The following is a 15839-nucleotide window of genomic DNA, read 5'->3' on the forward strand; positions in this document are numbered from 1 at the left end:
GCGAATCAAACGCTCAGATAAGCGCGCCTCACTGTTTCGTTACTTGCCAGTTCGCCGATCGTGCCGCTAAAACGGATCTGCCCTTTTTCGAGCACATACGCGCGGTCGCTGACCAGCTCCGCGAAGTGCAGGTTCTGTTCGGATAACAGAATGGATAGCCCTTCGCGCTTGAGTTCGAGAATCATATTGGCCATCTGCTCGACGATCACGGGTGCCACGCCCTCGGACGGTTCATCGAGCAACACGAGATACGGGTTACCCATCAACGTGCGCGATACGGTGAGCATCTGCTGCTCGCCGCCGCTCATCTGGCCGCCGGGGCGTTTCGGCATTTCGCCGAGATTGGGGAACAGACGGAACAGCTTCTCCGGCGTCCATTGCGGCGCGCCTTCGCGCGGCGGCTGGCGGCCAGTGTCGAGGTTCTCCATCACTGTCAGATCGGCAAAGACACGCCGGTCTTCCGGAACGAAGCCCATGCCCATGCGAGCGATCTTGTAGGGCGCGAGCGCAGCAATGTTCTGGCCGCGAAAGATGACTTCTCCCTGGCGGCGCGGCAGCAGACCCATTACCGCTTTCATGGTGGTCGATTTGCCCGCGCCGTTGCGGCCCATCAACGCGACAACTTCGCCGCGGCCCACTTCCAGGCCGACATCGAACAGAATGTGAGCGCGGCCATAAAACGCGTTGAGGCCCGCTACTTTCAGCATCGGCTCGCTCATTGCAGCGCTCCCCTTGCAGCATGGCCAGCCGCCATGTCGTGCAGCGCCGCGTGCGGCTGAAACGTCTTGCCGGTGCCGAAATACACTTCCTGCACGCGCGGGTCGTTACGGATCGTGTCACCGTCGCCCTCGGCGATCAGCTTGCCGCGCGCGAGCACGATCATCCGGTCGGCGTAAGCGAACACCACGTCCATGCTGTGCTCGGTGAACAGCACGCCGATTTTCTGCTCCGTGACGAGCCGCTTGGTCAGCGCCATCAGTTCGTTGCGCTCCTTCGGCGCCATGCCTGCAGTGGGCTCGTCCATCAACAGAAGCTTCGGCCGGTTCGCGAGTGCAATGGCCAGCTCGACACGCTTCACGTCGCCATACGCGAGAACGCCGCATGCGCGGTTCGCGTCGGCGGCCATGCCGACCTGTTCGAGCAGCGCGAACGCTTCGTCTGCATAGCGCGAAGCCGCGGGCTTCCACACGCCGAAGGTTTTGCGTTCGCGTGAGACGAGGGCCATCTGCACGTTTTCGAGCACCGTCATTGAATTGAAGGTCGCCGCGATCTGGAATGTCCGGCCCACGCCGAGCCGCCAGATGTCGCGCGGACGCATGCCGACGAGTTCGTGTCCGTCGAAACGGATAGAGCCTGACGAGGGCGATAATTGTCCGTTGACCATGTTGAAGCAAGTGGACTTGCCCGCGCCGTTAGGCCCGAGCAATGCGAGAAGCTGTCCGGCTTCGAGCGTGAACGAAACGTCGTCCACCGCTTTCAGACCGCCGAACGATTTACAGAGGCCGGATACGTGCAGCAAGCTCATAGCCCCTCCTTGATCGCTGTGCGTTGCGACGGTTGCGGGCCGCTCTTCTCAGCGTTGTCGGCCGTGTCATCGCCAAAACGATCGCGGATAAAGCCGACGATGCCCTGCGGAAACGCGATCACCAGCAACAGAATCGTGAAGCCCAGCAGCGCTTGCCAGTAATCGGTCTGCCGCGCGACGGTGTCTTGCAGCCACGTGAAGACAGCCGCACCGACTATCGGCCCGGTGAGCGTCTGCAAGCCGCCAAGCAGCACCATCACGAGGCCGTCGACGGAACGGCTCACGCTGATCACCTCCGGCGAAATCGTGCCCTTGGAGAACGCATACAACGACCCTGCGAGACCGCAGAACAGCGACGCGATCACGAAAGCGGCCCATTGCACGCGCTTCACGTCGATGCCGATTGCCTCCGCGCGCAGCACCGAATCGCGCGACGCGCGCATTGCATAACCGAGCGGCGAGAACAATATGCGGCGCAGGAGCCATACGCCGATCACCGCACACGCAAGCGTCAGGTAATAAAACGCCACCGGCGACGACAGCCAGTTAGACGGCCACAAGCCGAGAATGCCGTTGCTGCCGCCCGTCACATCGTCCCATTGGAAAACGACCGACCACACGATCTGCGCGAACGCGAGTGTCAGCATCGCGAGGTACACGCCGGAAAGGCGCACGCAGAACCAGCCGAACACCAGCGCGCCTGCAACGGCCAGAAGCGGTCCGAGCATCAAGGCGGCTTCCATCGGCAGATTCAACACCTTGAGGAAGAGCGCGGCGCCATATGCGCCGAGCCCGAAATATGCAGCGTGACCGAACGAATGCATGCCGCCGGGCCCCATGATGAAATGCAGACTCGTCGCGAACAGCACGGCGATGAGAATTTCCACGAGCAGCACCGGCATATACGGGAACGCATTCGCCGTGAGCGGCGCGAGCAACAGGACCAGCAATGCAATCGCGGCGAGCCATTTGAGCCGCTTTCCCGCAGGACGCAGAGGCGCTTCCGGCGCGGCCATGCCCCGCACCGCGGCACTCGCGCGACCGAGCAAACCCCAGGGCCGCACCACGAGTACGACGGCCATCACGACGAATTCCGCAACCAGCGTAAAGCGGCTCAACGAGAGACCGACGCCGAATAACGTCACATGTCCGATGCCGATGCACAACGCCTTGATCTCGGCGATGATCAGCGCCGCGACGAACGCGCCCGGAATCGACCCCATGCCGCCGACCACGACGACCACGAACGCATTGCCGATCGTCTCCAGGTCGAGCGAGAGGTTCGCCGACATACGCGGCCCTTGCAGCGCACCGCCCAATCCGGCGAGAAATGCGCCGACGAAAAACACGCCTGTAAACAGCCACGCCTGATTGATGCCGAGCGCGCCAAGCATCTCGCGATCATGAGTGGCCGCGCGCACGAGCGTGCCCCAGCGCGTGCGCGTCAACGCATACCAGAGCAGGAGCAAAACCACCGGGCCGATGACGATCAATGCGATGTCATACGTCGGCAACGGATGGCCGAGAAAATCCACTGCGCCCGCAAGATGCGGCGCGCGCGGTCCGAACAGATCTTCGGGTCCCCATAGCCACAACGCGGCGTCGCGAAAAATCAGTACGAGTGCAAACGTGGCAAGAAGATGGAACAGCTCAGGCGCCTGATAAATGCGCCTGAGCACGATCACCTCGACGAGCGCGCCGAGCACCGCCACGACCAGCGCGGCGGCCAGCACCGAAAGCCAGAAGCCGCCCGCTGTGTGTCCGAAACGGCTGGAGATGCTGTAGGCCACGTAGATGCCGAACATGTAGAACGAGCCGTGCGCAAAGTTGACGATGCGCGTTACGCCAAAGATCAACGACAAGCCGGCGGCGACGAGAAATAGCGTCGACGCATCGGCGAGTCCGTTGACCAGTTGTACCAGCAAATTCGAAAGCATCGAGACCCTCGGCAGCTTGCTGACGATCCACGCGCCAAACGGCAAGAGGCTCGAACAGCAGACGTTGCGGCGCGTACGGCACCGTGCTCGCACGCATCAACGGCAGCACACTACCTGAAAGAAAGCCCTTGCGGGAAGCCGTGAAAAAATCACATGCAAATCCCGGTGCAAGCGTCAGCGCAAACCATCCTCGCCCTTGATTTCACTTGCCTGCAAACCGCCGATACGCGGCAACGGCCGGCCCGACGCGGTCACGGCCACCGCGACCACGATCTCGTTGGCGCGCGGCGCGTCCGACACGCGCGCCTCGATCGCGTCGAAATGACTGCGCACGAAAGCGGCGTCTTTATGGCCGAGCGGCACGTCGATCGCGGTGCCGAGCGTGCCCATTTTTTTCGCCGACGGCACGAGCGCCGCGCCCTTTTCGACCGCCGCGCGCAACGGCGCGCCGAGCTTCGGGTGCAGAATCGCGGCGGCGTGTTCGAGTTCACCCGCCTCGCCGACAATCGCGGCCTTGCCGTAACTTTGTGCGTCGCCCGGTTCGATGCCGAGCGCTTCGACGCACCTCTTGCCGAGCAGCGCGCCCAGTTCCTCGCCGGCCTCGATCAGTGCGTCGAGCCTCGCTTCGAAGCGGCCCGCATACGGGTTGTCGATCACCGCGATCGCCACCGCGCGGCGTGCCGGCGGATCGACGTTCTGACCCATTTCAATGCGTGTTTCGTCCACTTGCACGACTAGCTTGCGAAGCCTGATTGCCATTTCGCTCTCCGTGTTTCCATGCCTGCGTTGCTCTGTGTTGCTCTGTATTGTTCGTGCGCCCGTTGCAACCTTCAACGTGGATTAGCGCAAGCCGTCTTTGCCCACAATCGCCTCTTTCGCGAGCCCGCCGACGCGCGCATGCACGCGCTGACCGGTGCTCATCGCGAGGATGTACACCACTTCGTCGGCGGACGGTGCGCCGGGCACACGTACTTCGATCGCGTCGAAATGACTGCGCACGTAGCTTGCATTCACATGCGTAAGCGGTACGTCGAGCGCGGTGGACGGCGCGCCGACCTTTTTCGTCGACGGCACGATTGCGTTGGTGGGCACGCCGTTTTTCTCCAGCAACTCGCGCATCGCATAGCCTCCTGGCACATGCCACAACGCACCGTGTTCGAGTTCGCCACGCGAGCCGACAATCGCGCCCTTGCCATAACCTTCGATCGACGCATGCGGGACCGCCATCGCCGCGAGCAGCCGTTGCGCCATGTCGACGCCGATGGGCTTGAGCGCTTCCATCGCGTGTTCGATGTTCGCTTCATAGCGGCCGGCGAACGGGTTCGTCATCACAGCGGCAATGGCACCGCGGCGCAACGGCTGTGCGGGCGCGGGGCCGAACTCGTGGAAGATGTCTTCGACGTGCGTCAGCACGCGGCGTATTTCGAACACGGAACCTCCGTTGTTGTTTGAGCGCCATGCGAGAGCAACGCGCCCGTGCCGTGCATACCGGCGACTCGCACTCGTCCTTGCAAGAACAATGCGGCGCCTTCAATCATCTCGCTATCGAGCAAACGCCGCGCGGCCTCAACGCCGCGTGCAAGTGCGAAATCGACGAGCGGCTGTGGCAGCGAAGGCACGTTGGCGGTAACAAGCCGGTCGCCCAGATCGGTGTCGTCCTTCAGCGACGAAGCCGGTACACGTACGATGCCTGCATGATCGAGATTCACGGCGTTGGCGATCATCGTCGCGGCAGCGTCGGCGCTTGCCGCATTGCGTGCGAGCACCGTCACACTGTCCGCGATACCAAGACTGAAACTGCGGCCGCGCCAACCGCTCGTGGCAATGCCGCGAATGGGCGCGTTCGCGTGGAGCGTGAGATTGGCGTCTAGCGCGTCGCCGCCTCGGCGCTGCACCTTCGCGAGCGCTTGCGAGACGTCTGCAAAGACACCGACGCGATATTGCCTGCCTTCCGTCAAATAAAACGCTATGTCGCCGCCATTGTTGATGAACGCGCGAGAGATGCCTTCACGCGCGAATGCAGCGATCAATTCGTCGGCGACACTGCCTGCAACGGCCGCCATTGGCGTGATAAAACGCGCGCGGTGAGGATGGCACGCGGACCACATGCGGCGCGCAACATGGCCTTGCAGCGCGCAATCATCAGGCGACGCGTCGGCGCTGATGGGCCGCCGAAGCATTTCCAATTCACCGACCAGTTCAGGCAATACGTCCACGAAACGCGTCCAGCACGCATCAAAAGCAGCTTGCAGCGCGGCGGGTTCTCCGTCGGCGCCGAGGATCAGATCGATCGGCCCGTGCTGCCAATGCCAGCGGGTTGCGTCGATGCGGATGCGGGTTGGGCTCATAGCGTTGTCGTGACAGTCCGGTTAGCCGAGCATTGGCGGCATGACGGGTGGCCACGGGTTGTCCGGATTGGCGGCCACCATGCGGCGCGCAAGCGGTGCGCCTTCCGTATGCTCCGGACCGTTGGCCAACACGTTTTCCAATGAACGCACTGCATCCAGATGGCCGCCGAGATCGCGATAGGCGTCGTACGTCATGGTGAATTCGATCGGCGCGACAATCGCAGGCGTCGGTACAGTACCGAACGACCGGTCAGGCATGCGAGATACGTCGACCATCACGGTAATGCCGCCGCCTGGCCACACATAAGCCGGCGCGCCGCCGCATGTCACGTTGACGAGCTTCTGCTTGATCGCGCGCGTGAGCAAAACAGGGTTCTCGGTCGCACCCGCGCGCAGACTGCCGCCCGCGCCGCCGAGAAACAGCACCGTTGCAAGCGACGGCTCGCAGTTTTCGCCGATCCGCTCCACTGTTCTGCGCACCGCATCGGGCATCTCGGCCACGCGCGGAACGAGATCCTGATCGAGTTCATACCACTGCGCGTGTTCGCCGGTGGTCGACACCATCAGCAGGCGCATGCCGGGTTTCGCAACTGCAGGATCGAAGCCTTCGATAATCGCAAGCGGGTTCTGAATGTCGGTGCCGCCCCAGCCAATGCCGGGATTCGCCACCTGAAAGTAGCGGCCGGGCGTCGACTTGCGTCCGCGAATCCTGATGCCCGAGCGTGTCATACCGAGGCAGCGCCCCGCCTGATGTTCGGTCAGCACGCCGGTGATGTGATCGTCGACCACGACGACTTCGTCCGCGTGTCCGAACCATTGTTTAGCGAAGATGCCGATAGTCGCCGACCCGCAACCCACGCGCATGCGCCGCTCTTCGACACCGTCGACAACCGGCGCGGCACCGGCGCGGATCGCGAGGCTCGCGCCGCCGTCTATGCTCAACTCCACCGCCTGTTTATTGCCGAGAGCGAGCATCATGTCGCAAGTCACGCGGCCTTCTTTCTTGCTGCCGCCGGTCAGATGATGCACGCCGCCGAGACTCAACATTTGCGAGCCGTATTCGGCCGTCGTCACATGCCCGACGATCTCACCCTGACAGCGCACATTCGCCTGCTCTGGACCGAGAAAACGGTCAGTGTCGATTTTTACCTTGAAGCTGCAATAGCTGAAAATGCCTTCGGTGACGACCGTGATCATGTCGACGTCGTCGCGCTTCGAGGCAACGATAAAAGGCGCGGGTTTGTAGTCGGGGTAAGTGGACGATGCGCCGACACCGGTCACGAAAAGCGCCTGTTCGGCGGGATCATTTTGAGCATCTGACGATGCACCGAATTCGACCGTGGAGTCCGCTTCGTTTGCGCGGGAAAGAAACACCACCGGGTCGACGCGAATGAGCCGTCCGCTTGCATTCGCATAGCGATCGCATGCACCGGTGCGGCCTTCCGATATCTGACACAGCACCGGACAGGCATTGCATTCGATCTTGTTCGACGCCATTCGCTCGCTGCGCGGCGCCGCCTTCTCGAGCACGGTGGGGCCGGGCGTCGAGGCGGTTTCGCCGTCCACGCGCTCCGCACCGAAATCGACCTTCGTATGTTCTGTCATGGTGGGGTTCCCATACGACGACATTACAATCGGTCCTGCCCGGTTGACGAATAGTCCTTGTTTCAAGGGACGTTTCGTGTGACTCGCGAATTTCATGTTGCGGTCACTTACCGTTCGTGTAGTATCCGCTACACCAAAGTTCTTGCAAATCTACTCGATCAAAATAGACTGCGCAATGTGTTTCCCGTGCGTATGCGGATGGTGCAACGCGGCATTTAAAGAGCGCGCGTTGGATCGATCTTCCAGTTTGCGCCGAAGCAGTGGTACTCGCAGCATTCATAACACCCGGCAGCACTCGCACTATGCAAGGCCCGCTGTATGATGAGGACGGGTATCTGCCCTGGCGAACAGCAGACGCAAGTCGCAAGGTGCAAACCGTTTAACGACGTCAAAAGAGATATTGGACCGCCATGAGTTCCACTGCCGCTCGCAAACCGGGAGCCACCGGCATCCGTGCGAAACAGGCGCAAGACACGCGCGCCAAGATACTGAAAGCGGCAATCAAGGTCTTCGCGAAGCAAGGCTATGCAAGCGGGCGCGTGGAAAGTATTTCGAAGGCTGCGCGCTCGCACGACCGAATGATTTACTACTACTTCGGCAGCAAGGAACAGTTGTTTATCGAAGTACTGGAAACGATCTACACGCAGTTCAACGAAGCGGAGAGCAAGCTCGATCTCGACCTGGACGATCCGGTGCACGGCCTCGAACAGATGGTCGAGTTCGTCTGGCAGTACTACCTCGACCACCCCGAGTTCGTTACGCTGCTGTCGAGCGAAAATCTGCATCAAGGCAAGCACGCCAAGAAGTCTTCGAAGCTGAAGGAGATCTCGGGCTATGCGATCTCCGTGGTGCAAAAGCTGTTGGATGCAGGCAAGGCACAGCGCGTTTTCCGCGCCGACGTAGAGGCGCGCGACGTGTATCTGCTGATCGCATCGCTCGGCTATTTCTATAACGCGAACCAGTACACGTTGGGCGCGTTTCTCGGCGAGTCGCTAATGGACAAAGCGGCGCTCGCGCATTGGCGCGAAGTTATCAAGGACACCGTATTGCGCGCTGTCCGGATCGACTCGGTAGCTCAGGCACGCCCGAATGCAGATGCCGGGACTGACGTCGATGCCAATGCACGTCGCGAAACCGAGCCCGCACGGCGCGCCATGTAAAAACGCGCGCGGTATCGGGCGCGCGTCGTAGCGTTAAAGCATGACTGCAGCCAGCCAACTCACTGCTTCGCTGCGGCGTCGTCCTCGCGGAACAGTTTGTCGGCGAGATGAAACGCGGAGTTGGCCGCCGGCACACCGCAATAAATCGCGGTTTGCAACAATACCTCTTTGATCTGTTCTCGCGTCACGCCATTGTTTTTCGCCGCGCGCAAATGCAGCGCAAGTTCTTCGCTGCGATTCAACGCAACCATCATTGCAATGGTCAGCAGGCTGCGCGTGTGCCGCGGCAAGCCATCGCGCGTCCAGATTTCGCCCCACGCATAACGCGTAATGAAGTTCTGAAACTCTTCAGTCAACTCGGTGCGATTCGCGAGCGAGCGGTCCACGTGCGCATCGCCCAACACTGCACGGCGCACGCCCATTCCTGCTTCGTATCGGTCTTCGTCGTTCATTTGGGCTCCGTCAAAAAGTCGATGACTGTCTTCGTGAAAGCATCGGCCTTCTCGATGTTCGAAATATGCGACGCGTCCAGCTCGACGTAACGCGCGCCTGGAATCGCCTGCGCGAGTTCGCGTCCTTGCGCAGGCGTCGCCGCGACGTCGTGCGTGCCGCTGATCACAAGCACCGGCAGCTTGATGCCGTGCGTTTCGGGGCGAAGATCGGTGGCGTCGATCGCATCGCAATTCGATGCATAACCTTCCTTGTCCGTGTGCACGAATACGTCGCGAATCATGGCGAGCACCACCGGCTCCCGCTCGATGTAATCGGCGGTGAACCAGCGCGGCAACACCGCGTCCGACAGCGCCAGCATGCCCTCCGTGCGCGCCCGCGCGGCGCGCGGCACCCACACTTCCGGCGAGCCGATTCGCGCCGCCGTATTCGCGAGCACGACGCGCTCAAAACGATTCGCATGACGAGCGGCCAGCGCGACGCCTGTCAGCCCGCCCATCGACACGCCGCAAAAATTCGCGCGCGCGATCTTGAGCGTGTCCATCAGGCCCAGTACGTCGCCACTCAGTTGTTCGATCGTGTACGGACCTTTCGGCGCTTCGGAATGGCCGTGACCGCGCGTGTCGTAGCGCAACACGCGGAAGTGCTTCGACAGCGCCGCGACTTGCGGCGTCCACATGGACAGGTCGCTGCCGAGCGAATTCGACAGCACGATCCACGGTGCATTGCCGTGACGGTCGCCGTCGATCCGATAGTGAAGCTCCGTGCCGTTGACTGCGGCGTAAGGCATGCCGGTTACTCCTTCGAAGGGGCGCGCTCTGAACGCGCGGTATGAAGTGCCAGCGCGGCGTCCACATATGCGTGCGCCTGGCCGACGTATTGAGCGGGGTCGAGCAGTTGTTTCAGGCGCTCGACCGAAAGATGCTGGGTCACGGCCGCGTCCGCGGACAGCACATCAAAAAGCGTCTGGCCGTCGCGAATCGCGGCTTTCGACGCGCGCTCCACGAGATGATGCGCGTCCATGCGGCCGATGCTGTCGCCGAGCGCGAGCATGACCGCTTCGCCGAGAATCAGCCCGTGCGTGACGTCGAGATTCGCGGCCAGGCGCGGCACGTTCACGTTGAGTCCAGTCGCGATCTGTTCGATGTTGGCGAGCGCGCCGCCAGCAAGCCGTGCAAGATCGGGGAGCGCGTCCCATTCGGCCTGCCAGCCGCCGAGCGCGCGCTCGTGTTCCTGCACCATGCCCGCGAATACCGTGGCGACGAGTCCGGGCGCACGCGTGGCCGCGGTGAGAACTGCTGCGCAGCCAACCGGATTGCGCTTGTGCGGCATCGTCGACGATCCGCCTTTGCCCGAAGCGGCAGGCTCGGCGAGTTCGTCGATCTCGGTTTGCATTTGCAGCGAGATGTCGCGCGCGATCTTTCCGAGCGTGCCGATCAACATGCCGAAGAACGATGCGCTCTCCGCGATCCGGTCGCGCTGCGTATGCCACGGCAATGTGGGCACCGTGAGGCCGAGTTCTTGCGCGAGCGCTTGGGTGACTTGCGGCGCAGCATCGCGAAGGCTCGCCAGCGTGCCGGCCGCGCCACCGAATTGCAGCACGAGCGCGCGCGCACGCAGCGCATCGAGCCGCTCGCGGTGACGCAACAACGCATCGAGCCATTGCGCGAATTTCAGGCCGAGCGTGATCGGCAACGCCTGCTGCAACCATGTGCGGCCGATCATCGGCGTCGCGCGATGGGTGGCCGCAAGTTTCGCGATTGCGTCGCAAGTGGCTTGCAAGCCGCTGTCGAGTAGATTGAAGGTCTCGCGTAGTTGCAGCACCGTTGCGGTGTCGATGATGTCCTGGCTCGTCGCACCCCAATGCACGTATTTCGACGCTTCGGCGTCAGCCGCTTTCACGCGTGCGGTGAGTTGCTTGACGAGAGGAATCGCGAGGTTGCCGCCGAGCGCCGCGTCGCGCGCTAGCGCGTCGGCGTCGAGTTGATCGGCGTGGCAGGCTGCTTCGATTGCCGGCACCGCCGTTTCAGGAATCACATGGTGCGCTGCCGAAGCCCGCGCGAGCGCCGCTTCTACGTCGAGCATGCGTTGCAGCGTGGCACGCGGCGACCAGATGTCGTTCATCGGCTGCGTGCCGCAAAGAAGGCCGGTGAGGCGACCGCTGGAGTCGAGCATGATGACGTGGATGGCCGGATGATTTTATTGAATGTAGCACTGCTCGGCGAAACGCGGGGCGCACGGCAGCATGCGTGCCGCCGCGCGCCCCCACGCCACGCCACGCTTACGCGGCGCGCGCGTCCTGCGTACCGTCGATCAGCGGCACACCCGTGAGTTTGAGCAGCGCGTCGAAGTCGATATCCGAGAAAATCTCGCGTACCACGAGGCCCTGGTCGGTGACGTCAATCATGGCCAGGTCCGTGTAAATGCGATCGACGCAACCGACGCCCGTCACCGGGTACGTACATTCAGCGGCGATCTTGCTTTCGCCCTGCTTGGTCAGGTGCTCCATCATCACGTAGACCTGTTTCGCGCCGATGGCGAGATCCATCGCGCCGCCGACAGCAGGAATCGCGTCCGGTGCGCCCGTGTGCCAGTTCGCAAGGTCGCCCTTCGCCGACACCTGGAACGCGCCGAGCACGCAAAAGTCGAGGTGGCCGCCGCGCATCATCGCAAACGAATCGGCGTGGTGGAAAAACGCGCCGCCCGTCAGCAGCGTGACATGCTGCTTGCCGGCGTTGATCAGTTCGTCGTCTTCCTCGCCCTTCGCGGGCGCGGGGCCCATGCCGAGCAGGCCGTTTTCGCTGTGCAGGAAGATTTCCTTGTCGGCTGCGAGGTGGTTCGCCACCAGCGTCGGCACGCCGATACCGAGGTTCACATACGCGCCTTCCGGAATATCCAGTGCAACGCGCTTGGCCATTTCATCGCGGGTCAGTTTCTTCATGTCGGTCTCCGGTTCAGGCGGCAGCGTCGCGGGGATTGGGCAGCGGAGCATGTGCCGCTTGCGGCACTTCGATCACGCGTTGCACGAAAATGCCCGGCGTCACGATGTTTTCCGGATCGAGCGCGCCGAGCGGCACGACTTCCGACACCTGCACGATCGCAGTTTTCGCCGCACTTGCCATGATCGGCCCGAAGTTGCGAGCTGTCTTACGATAAACGAGGTTGCCCCAGCGGTCGCCCTTATACGCCTTGATAAGCGCGAAATCCGCATGCAGCGGCGACTCGAGCACATAGTGCCTGCCGTCGATCAGACGCGTTTCCTTGCCTTCAGCGAGCTTCGTGCCGTAGCCGGTCGGCGTGAAAAATCCGCCGATGCCCGCGCCCGCTGCGCGGATGCGCTCGGCCAGATTGCCCTGCGGCACGAGTTCGAGTTCGATTTCGCCGGCGCGATACAGCGCGTCGAACACATACGAATCCGTCTGGCGCGGAAATGAGCAGATGATTTTGCGGACACGCTTCGCCTTGAGCAACGCTGCAAGGCCAATGTCGCCGTTACCCGCGTTGTTGTTGACGATGGTGAGTTCGCGCGCGCCTTGCTCGATCAGCGCGTCGATCAGCTCCGACGGCATGCCGGCCGTGCCGAAGCCGCCGATCATGACAGTCGCGCCGTCGTGGACGTCGGCGACCGCCGACTGAAGTGACTCGAAAATCTTGTTGATCATGTCGAATTTCCTTGTGAGGCGCTACGCACGCCGGGCATCGCCGTGACGGCTGCCTACGCGGGCGGTCTCCAGACAGATGCGGGCCGTGCAAACCTTGGGGCTGCTTTCGCCCGTTCTCCGCCGCCTGGTTCCATTGAGTCCGCGCGGCGATTCTGTGTGCGACGAATCATCTGCCAGCTCGCTCGGTTTGTTCGCACAGTGAACAGTGATTCGTTTAGCGAACGATTTGGCGATTATGGTTGCGCTTTAACTGCATTGTCAAGGCACGGACTTTCCCTTAATCATAGGTTGCCGACGTCCGAGGTGCGCGCCTGTTGGCCTCGCTCGCACTCTTCCTGCTCGGCGAGCAAAGAAAATCCCACTATCCCGCATGCCAATTATTCGGCTACCCTTTATCCATATATCGAATAGCACACAAGGCCGCTGGCCGAAAAGCATGTCGGACAACAACCTCGATCTGAATCTGATCCCGTACCTCGTCGCAATGGAGGACACCCGCAACGTCAGCCGTGCGGCCGAGCAACTCGGTGTGAGCCAGCCGCGCGTGAGCACAGCGCTCGGGCGGCTGCGCGAGTATTTCGACGACCCGCTGTTCGTGCGCACTTCCAAAGGTATGGAGCCCACGCCTCGCGCGCTCGCCATTCTCCCAGCCGCGCGCGACGCGCTTCTGCGGATCGAGAAAGGCATGCTCGACGCGCAGGAGTTCGACCCGGACACGAGCACGCATACGTTCTCGATCGCACTTTCCGACGTCGGTGAGATCGTCTTTTTGCCCCGGCTTTTGCAACTCTTTGCCGAGCGCGCGCCGCATGCGAACCTGCGTTCCGTATCGCTGTCGCCGGCGCACGTCGAACGCGGGCTCGAATCGGGCGACGTCGATCTGGCGGTCGGCTACTTTCCGGACCTGTCGGGTAATAACTTTTTCCAGCAGCGGCTCTTCACGCACCGCTTCATTTGCCTGATGCGCGCCGGTCATCCGCTTTCAAAGGCGCCGCTCACGCTCGCGCAATTCGTCGCGTCGGGGCACGCGGTGGTGCGCGCCGAAGGACGCAGCCAGGAAGTCCTCGAACAATATCTGGTGAAAAAACGCATCAAGCGACGGGCGGTGCTGGAGACGCCCCACTTCATGAGCCTGCCGTTCATCCTCGCGCGCACGGATCTGATCGCGACCGTGCCGCATGCGATCGGCTTCGCGTATGTGTCGGAACATGCGTCGATCACGCTCGTCGAGCCGCCTCTGCCGCTGCCGCGTTTCGATTTGCGGCAGCACTGGCATCGCAAGTTTCATAACGATCCGCGCGGAAGCTGGCTGCGCGGCGTGGTCGCGCAGCTCTTCAACGACGCAATGGACGAGTGGCCGAAATGAAACCGTCAGCCCCGCGACGTCGGAAGGGGCATCGGCACGATCCGGCCTAAAACATGGAACAATGACCCCAATCATGAACCCGCGCGCTCCATCCTGGCCCGACGCGCGATCCCGGAGGAGCGACGGATGACCAGCAGCAAGACAGAACAAACCACACCGGCGGCCACGAACGGCCGTCCGAGCCGTGAAGAAGCAGAAGCAGCCGTGCGCGTGCTGCTGCGTTGGGCCGGCGACGATCCGCAGCGCGAGGGCCTGCTCGACACACCGGCGCGCGTCGTGCGCTCTTACGAAGAGTTCTATGCGGGGTATCAGGTCGATCCGCGCGAAATCCTCGCTCGCACGTTTTCCGAGGTGGACGGCTACGACGAGATGATCGTGCTGAAGGACATCCGCTTCGAAAGCTATTGCGAACATCACATGGTGCCGATCATCGGGCGCGCGCATGTCGCGTATCTGCCGCAGCACCGGGTCGTCGGCATTTCAAAGCTCGCTCGTCTCGTCGACGCATTCGCGAAGCGCCTGCAGATCCAGGAAAAGATGACCGTGCAGATCGCCGATACGTTGAACGACGTACTGCAACCGGCGGGCGTCGGCGTCATTCTCGAAGCCGCGCATCAGTGCATGTCGACGCGCGGCGTGCACAAAGCCGGCGTGACAATGGTCACGTCGCGCATGCTCGGCACGTTCCGCACGGACCCGTCCACGCGCCGCGAGTTCCTGGCGATCGTCGGCAATCCCGGCGCTGTCGCGGTGCCCAACACGTAAGAGCACGTTTCCAGCCGAACGCGCAGCACCACGCGTGGCTCACGCCGCCTTGCGCGTGCTGCGCGGTTGCCCGAATGTCGCGAGCATCACGGCGCCGAGCACACAGGCAACGCCCGCGAGTTGCGCCGCGCTAACCGGCTCGTGCAATAGCAGCGCGGCCAAAGCCAATGCACTGACCGGCACGAGCGCGGTCGTCAAGCCGGCCTCCGCGCCGCTCACGCGCGCGGCGCCTTCATACCAGAGAACGAAACCGGCCACGGTCGGCACGAGCGCGTAATACAGCACGCCGCTCAGAGCGCCGGCGTCGAGCGGCAAGCTCCAGGGTCTTTCAAAGTACGCGGGCACGATCGATACTGCGAAGCCGGTGCCGCACATCAACGCCGACAACGGCAGCGGCGCAACCGGCGTGCGCAGCTTGCGATTGAGCAGGATGAAGAGCGCCTCGCAGACAATCGCCGCGAACACCAGCGCGTTGCCCACGATAGAAGAACCGCCCGGATGGGACGCAACGCTTTCGCCGGGATGCACGGTGCAAGCAAGCACGCCCGCAGTGGCAAGACAGACCGCACCGAGCAGCGAAGGCGACGGCCGCTCGCCCAGCGCCAGCATCGCGACTATCGCCGACACCGCGGGCAACGTGCCCGCGATCACGCCCGCATCGCCGGCGGAGGCGAGTTTCATCCCGCTGATGAGCAACACCGTATAGCCGACGCTGCCCGCCGCGGCCTGCGCGACCACGAGCGCGGCGTCGCACCGGTCCAGACGCGGCCAGCGAACGCCGCGCCAGCGCATGATCAGCACAAACAACGGGAATGCGATTGCGAAGCGCAGCGCGGTTGCGCTAAACGGCGGCAATCCCGCCGCGATCGACTTGCTCACCACCACCGTGCTGCCGACGCCGACCATCGCCAGCGCGCAGCACATATAACCGATGTACCGTGAGTTCATCCTGCATCTCCGAGGCAAAGGGACGAGCACGCAGCTTAGACATGCGTCGGCAGGCGGTCTTGAACGAAATTGC

The 15839-nt window shown here is 62.7% G+C and carries 16 protein-coding genes; 3 read left to right on the forward strand and 13 right to left on the reverse strand.

All coding sequences use genetic code 11. The annotated features are described in order from the left end of the window. Positions 1-5 precede the first annotated feature (5 nt). From H281_RS0108225 to H281_RS0108255, 7 genes are all read right to left on the reverse strand, one after another. On the reverse strand, positions 6-719 hold the full coding sequence (locus H281_RS0108225; protein WP_020066615.1) for an ABC transporter ATP-binding protein: 714 nt from the start codon (positions 717-719) through the stop codon (positions 6-8). After that, positions 716-1525, reverse strand: a complete 810-nt coding sequence (locus tag H281_RS0108230) for an ABC transporter ATP-binding protein (RefSeq protein WP_020066616.1) — start codon at positions 1523-1525, stop codon at positions 716-718. The genes H281_RS0108225 and H281_RS0108230 overlap by 4 nt, the downstream gene beginning before the upstream one ends. Then, complete coding sequence (locus tag H281_RS0108235) at positions 1522-3462, reverse strand: ABC transporter permease (RefSeq protein WP_027804407.1); 1941 nt, start codon at positions 3460-3462, stop codon at positions 1522-1524. Before H281_RS0108235 ends, H281_RS0108230 begins: the two co-directional genes overlap by 4 nt. A gap of 174 nt (positions 3463-3636) precedes the next feature. Beyond that, a complete protein-coding gene (locus tag H281_RS0108240) occupies positions 3637-4221 on the reverse strand; it encodes an amino acid synthesis family protein (RefSeq protein ID WP_020066618.1) in 585 nt (194 codons plus the stop codon). Between the two features lie 81 nt (positions 4222-4302). Continuing rightward, positions 4303-4893 carry an amino acid synthesis family protein gene (locus tag H281_RS0108245; protein WP_020066619.1) on the reverse strand — a complete coding sequence of 197 codons (591 nt, stop codon included), beginning with the start codon at positions 4891-4893 and terminating at the stop codon, positions 4303-4305. Next, positions 4869-5810 carry a UPF0280 family protein gene (locus tag H281_RS0108250; protein ID WP_020066620.1) on the reverse strand — a complete coding sequence of 314 codons (942 nt, stop codon included), beginning with the start codon at positions 5808-5810 and terminating at the stop codon, positions 4869-4871. Before H281_RS0108250 ends, H281_RS0108245 begins: the two co-directional genes overlap by 25 nt. A 21-nt stretch (positions 5811-5831) precedes the next feature. After that, complete coding sequence (locus H281_RS0108255; protein WP_020066621.1) at positions 5832-7415, reverse strand: hypothetical protein; 1584 nt, start codon at positions 7413-7415, stop codon at positions 5832-5834. 410 nt (positions 7416-7825) lie between these two features. On the opposite strand from H281_RS0108255, the gene H281_RS0108260 reads away from it, so the two are divergent. Further along, complete coding sequence (locus H281_RS0108260) at positions 7826-8575, forward strand: TetR family transcriptional regulator (protein ID WP_020066622.1); 750 nt, start codon at positions 7826-7828, stop codon at positions 8573-8575. A 59-nt stretch (positions 8576-8634) separates the two neighbouring features. Here the strand turns inward: H281_RS0108260 and pcaC are convergent, their stop codons facing one another. The 5 genes from pcaC to H281_RS0108285 all read right to left on the reverse strand — a co-directional run bounded on the left by pcaC (position 8635) and on the right by H281_RS0108285 (position 12687). Continuing rightward, positions 8635-9027, reverse strand: coding sequence for a 4-carboxymuconolactone decarboxylase (gene pcaC / locus H281_RS0108265; RefSeq protein WP_020066623.1), 393 nt, complete (start codon positions 9025-9027; stop codon positions 8635-8637). Further along, complete coding sequence (gene pcaD / locus H281_RS0108270; RefSeq protein WP_020066624.1) at positions 9024-9815, reverse strand: 3-oxoadipate enol-lactonase; 792 nt, start codon at positions 9813-9815, stop codon at positions 9024-9026. Before pcaD ends, pcaC begins: the two co-directional genes overlap by 4 nt. A gap of 5 nt (positions 9816-9820) precedes the next feature. Next, the gene (locus tag H281_RS0108275; protein ID WP_020066625.1) at positions 9821-11200 is read right to left on the reverse strand and encodes a 3-carboxy-cis,cis-muconate cycloisomerase; all 1380 of its coding nucleotides are present in this window, start codon (positions 11198-11200) and stop codon (positions 9821-9823) included. 106 nt (positions 11201-11306) lie between these two features. Next, positions 11307-11966, reverse strand: coding sequence for a 3-oxoacid CoA-transferase subunit B (locus H281_RS0108280; protein WP_020066626.1), 660 nt, complete (start codon positions 11964-11966; stop codon positions 11307-11309). Between the two features lie 13 nt (positions 11967-11979). Next, the gene (locus tag H281_RS0108285; RefSeq protein WP_020066627.1) at positions 11980-12687 is read right to left on the reverse strand and encodes a 3-oxoacid CoA-transferase subunit A; all 708 of its coding nucleotides are present in this window, start codon (positions 12685-12687) and stop codon (positions 11980-11982) included. Between the two features lie 436 nt (positions 12688-13123). Between H281_RS0108285 and H281_RS0108290 the strand changes: the two genes are divergently transcribed. Both H281_RS0108290 and folE read left to right on the forward strand, forming a co-directional pair. Then, positions 13124-14053: a LysR family transcriptional regulator gene (locus H281_RS0108290; protein WP_020066628.1), complete on the forward strand. Its 930-nt coding sequence runs from the start codon at positions 13124-13126 to the stop codon at positions 14051-14053. Positions 14054-14179: 126 nt separating this feature from the next. Continuing rightward, positions 14180-14818 (forward strand): GTP cyclohydrolase I FolE, encoded by a 639-nt coding sequence (gene folE / locus H281_RS0108295; protein ID WP_020066629.1) that lies wholly within the window; start codon positions 14180-14182, stop codon positions 14816-14818. 39 nt (positions 14819-14857) lie between these two features. Here the strand turns inward: folE and H281_RS0108300 are convergent, their stop codons facing one another. Then, positions 14858-15766, reverse strand: a complete 909-nt coding sequence (locus tag H281_RS0108300; RefSeq protein ID WP_020066630.1) for a DMT family transporter — start codon at positions 15764-15766, stop codon at positions 14858-14860. Between the last annotated feature and the right edge of the window lie 73 nt (positions 15767-15839).

This window comes from Paraburkholderia caledonica (assembly GCF_000383275.1).
GTDB classification, from domain to species: domain Bacteria; phylum Pseudomonadota; class Gammaproteobacteria; order Burkholderiales; family Burkholderiaceae; genus Paraburkholderia; species Paraburkholderia caledonica.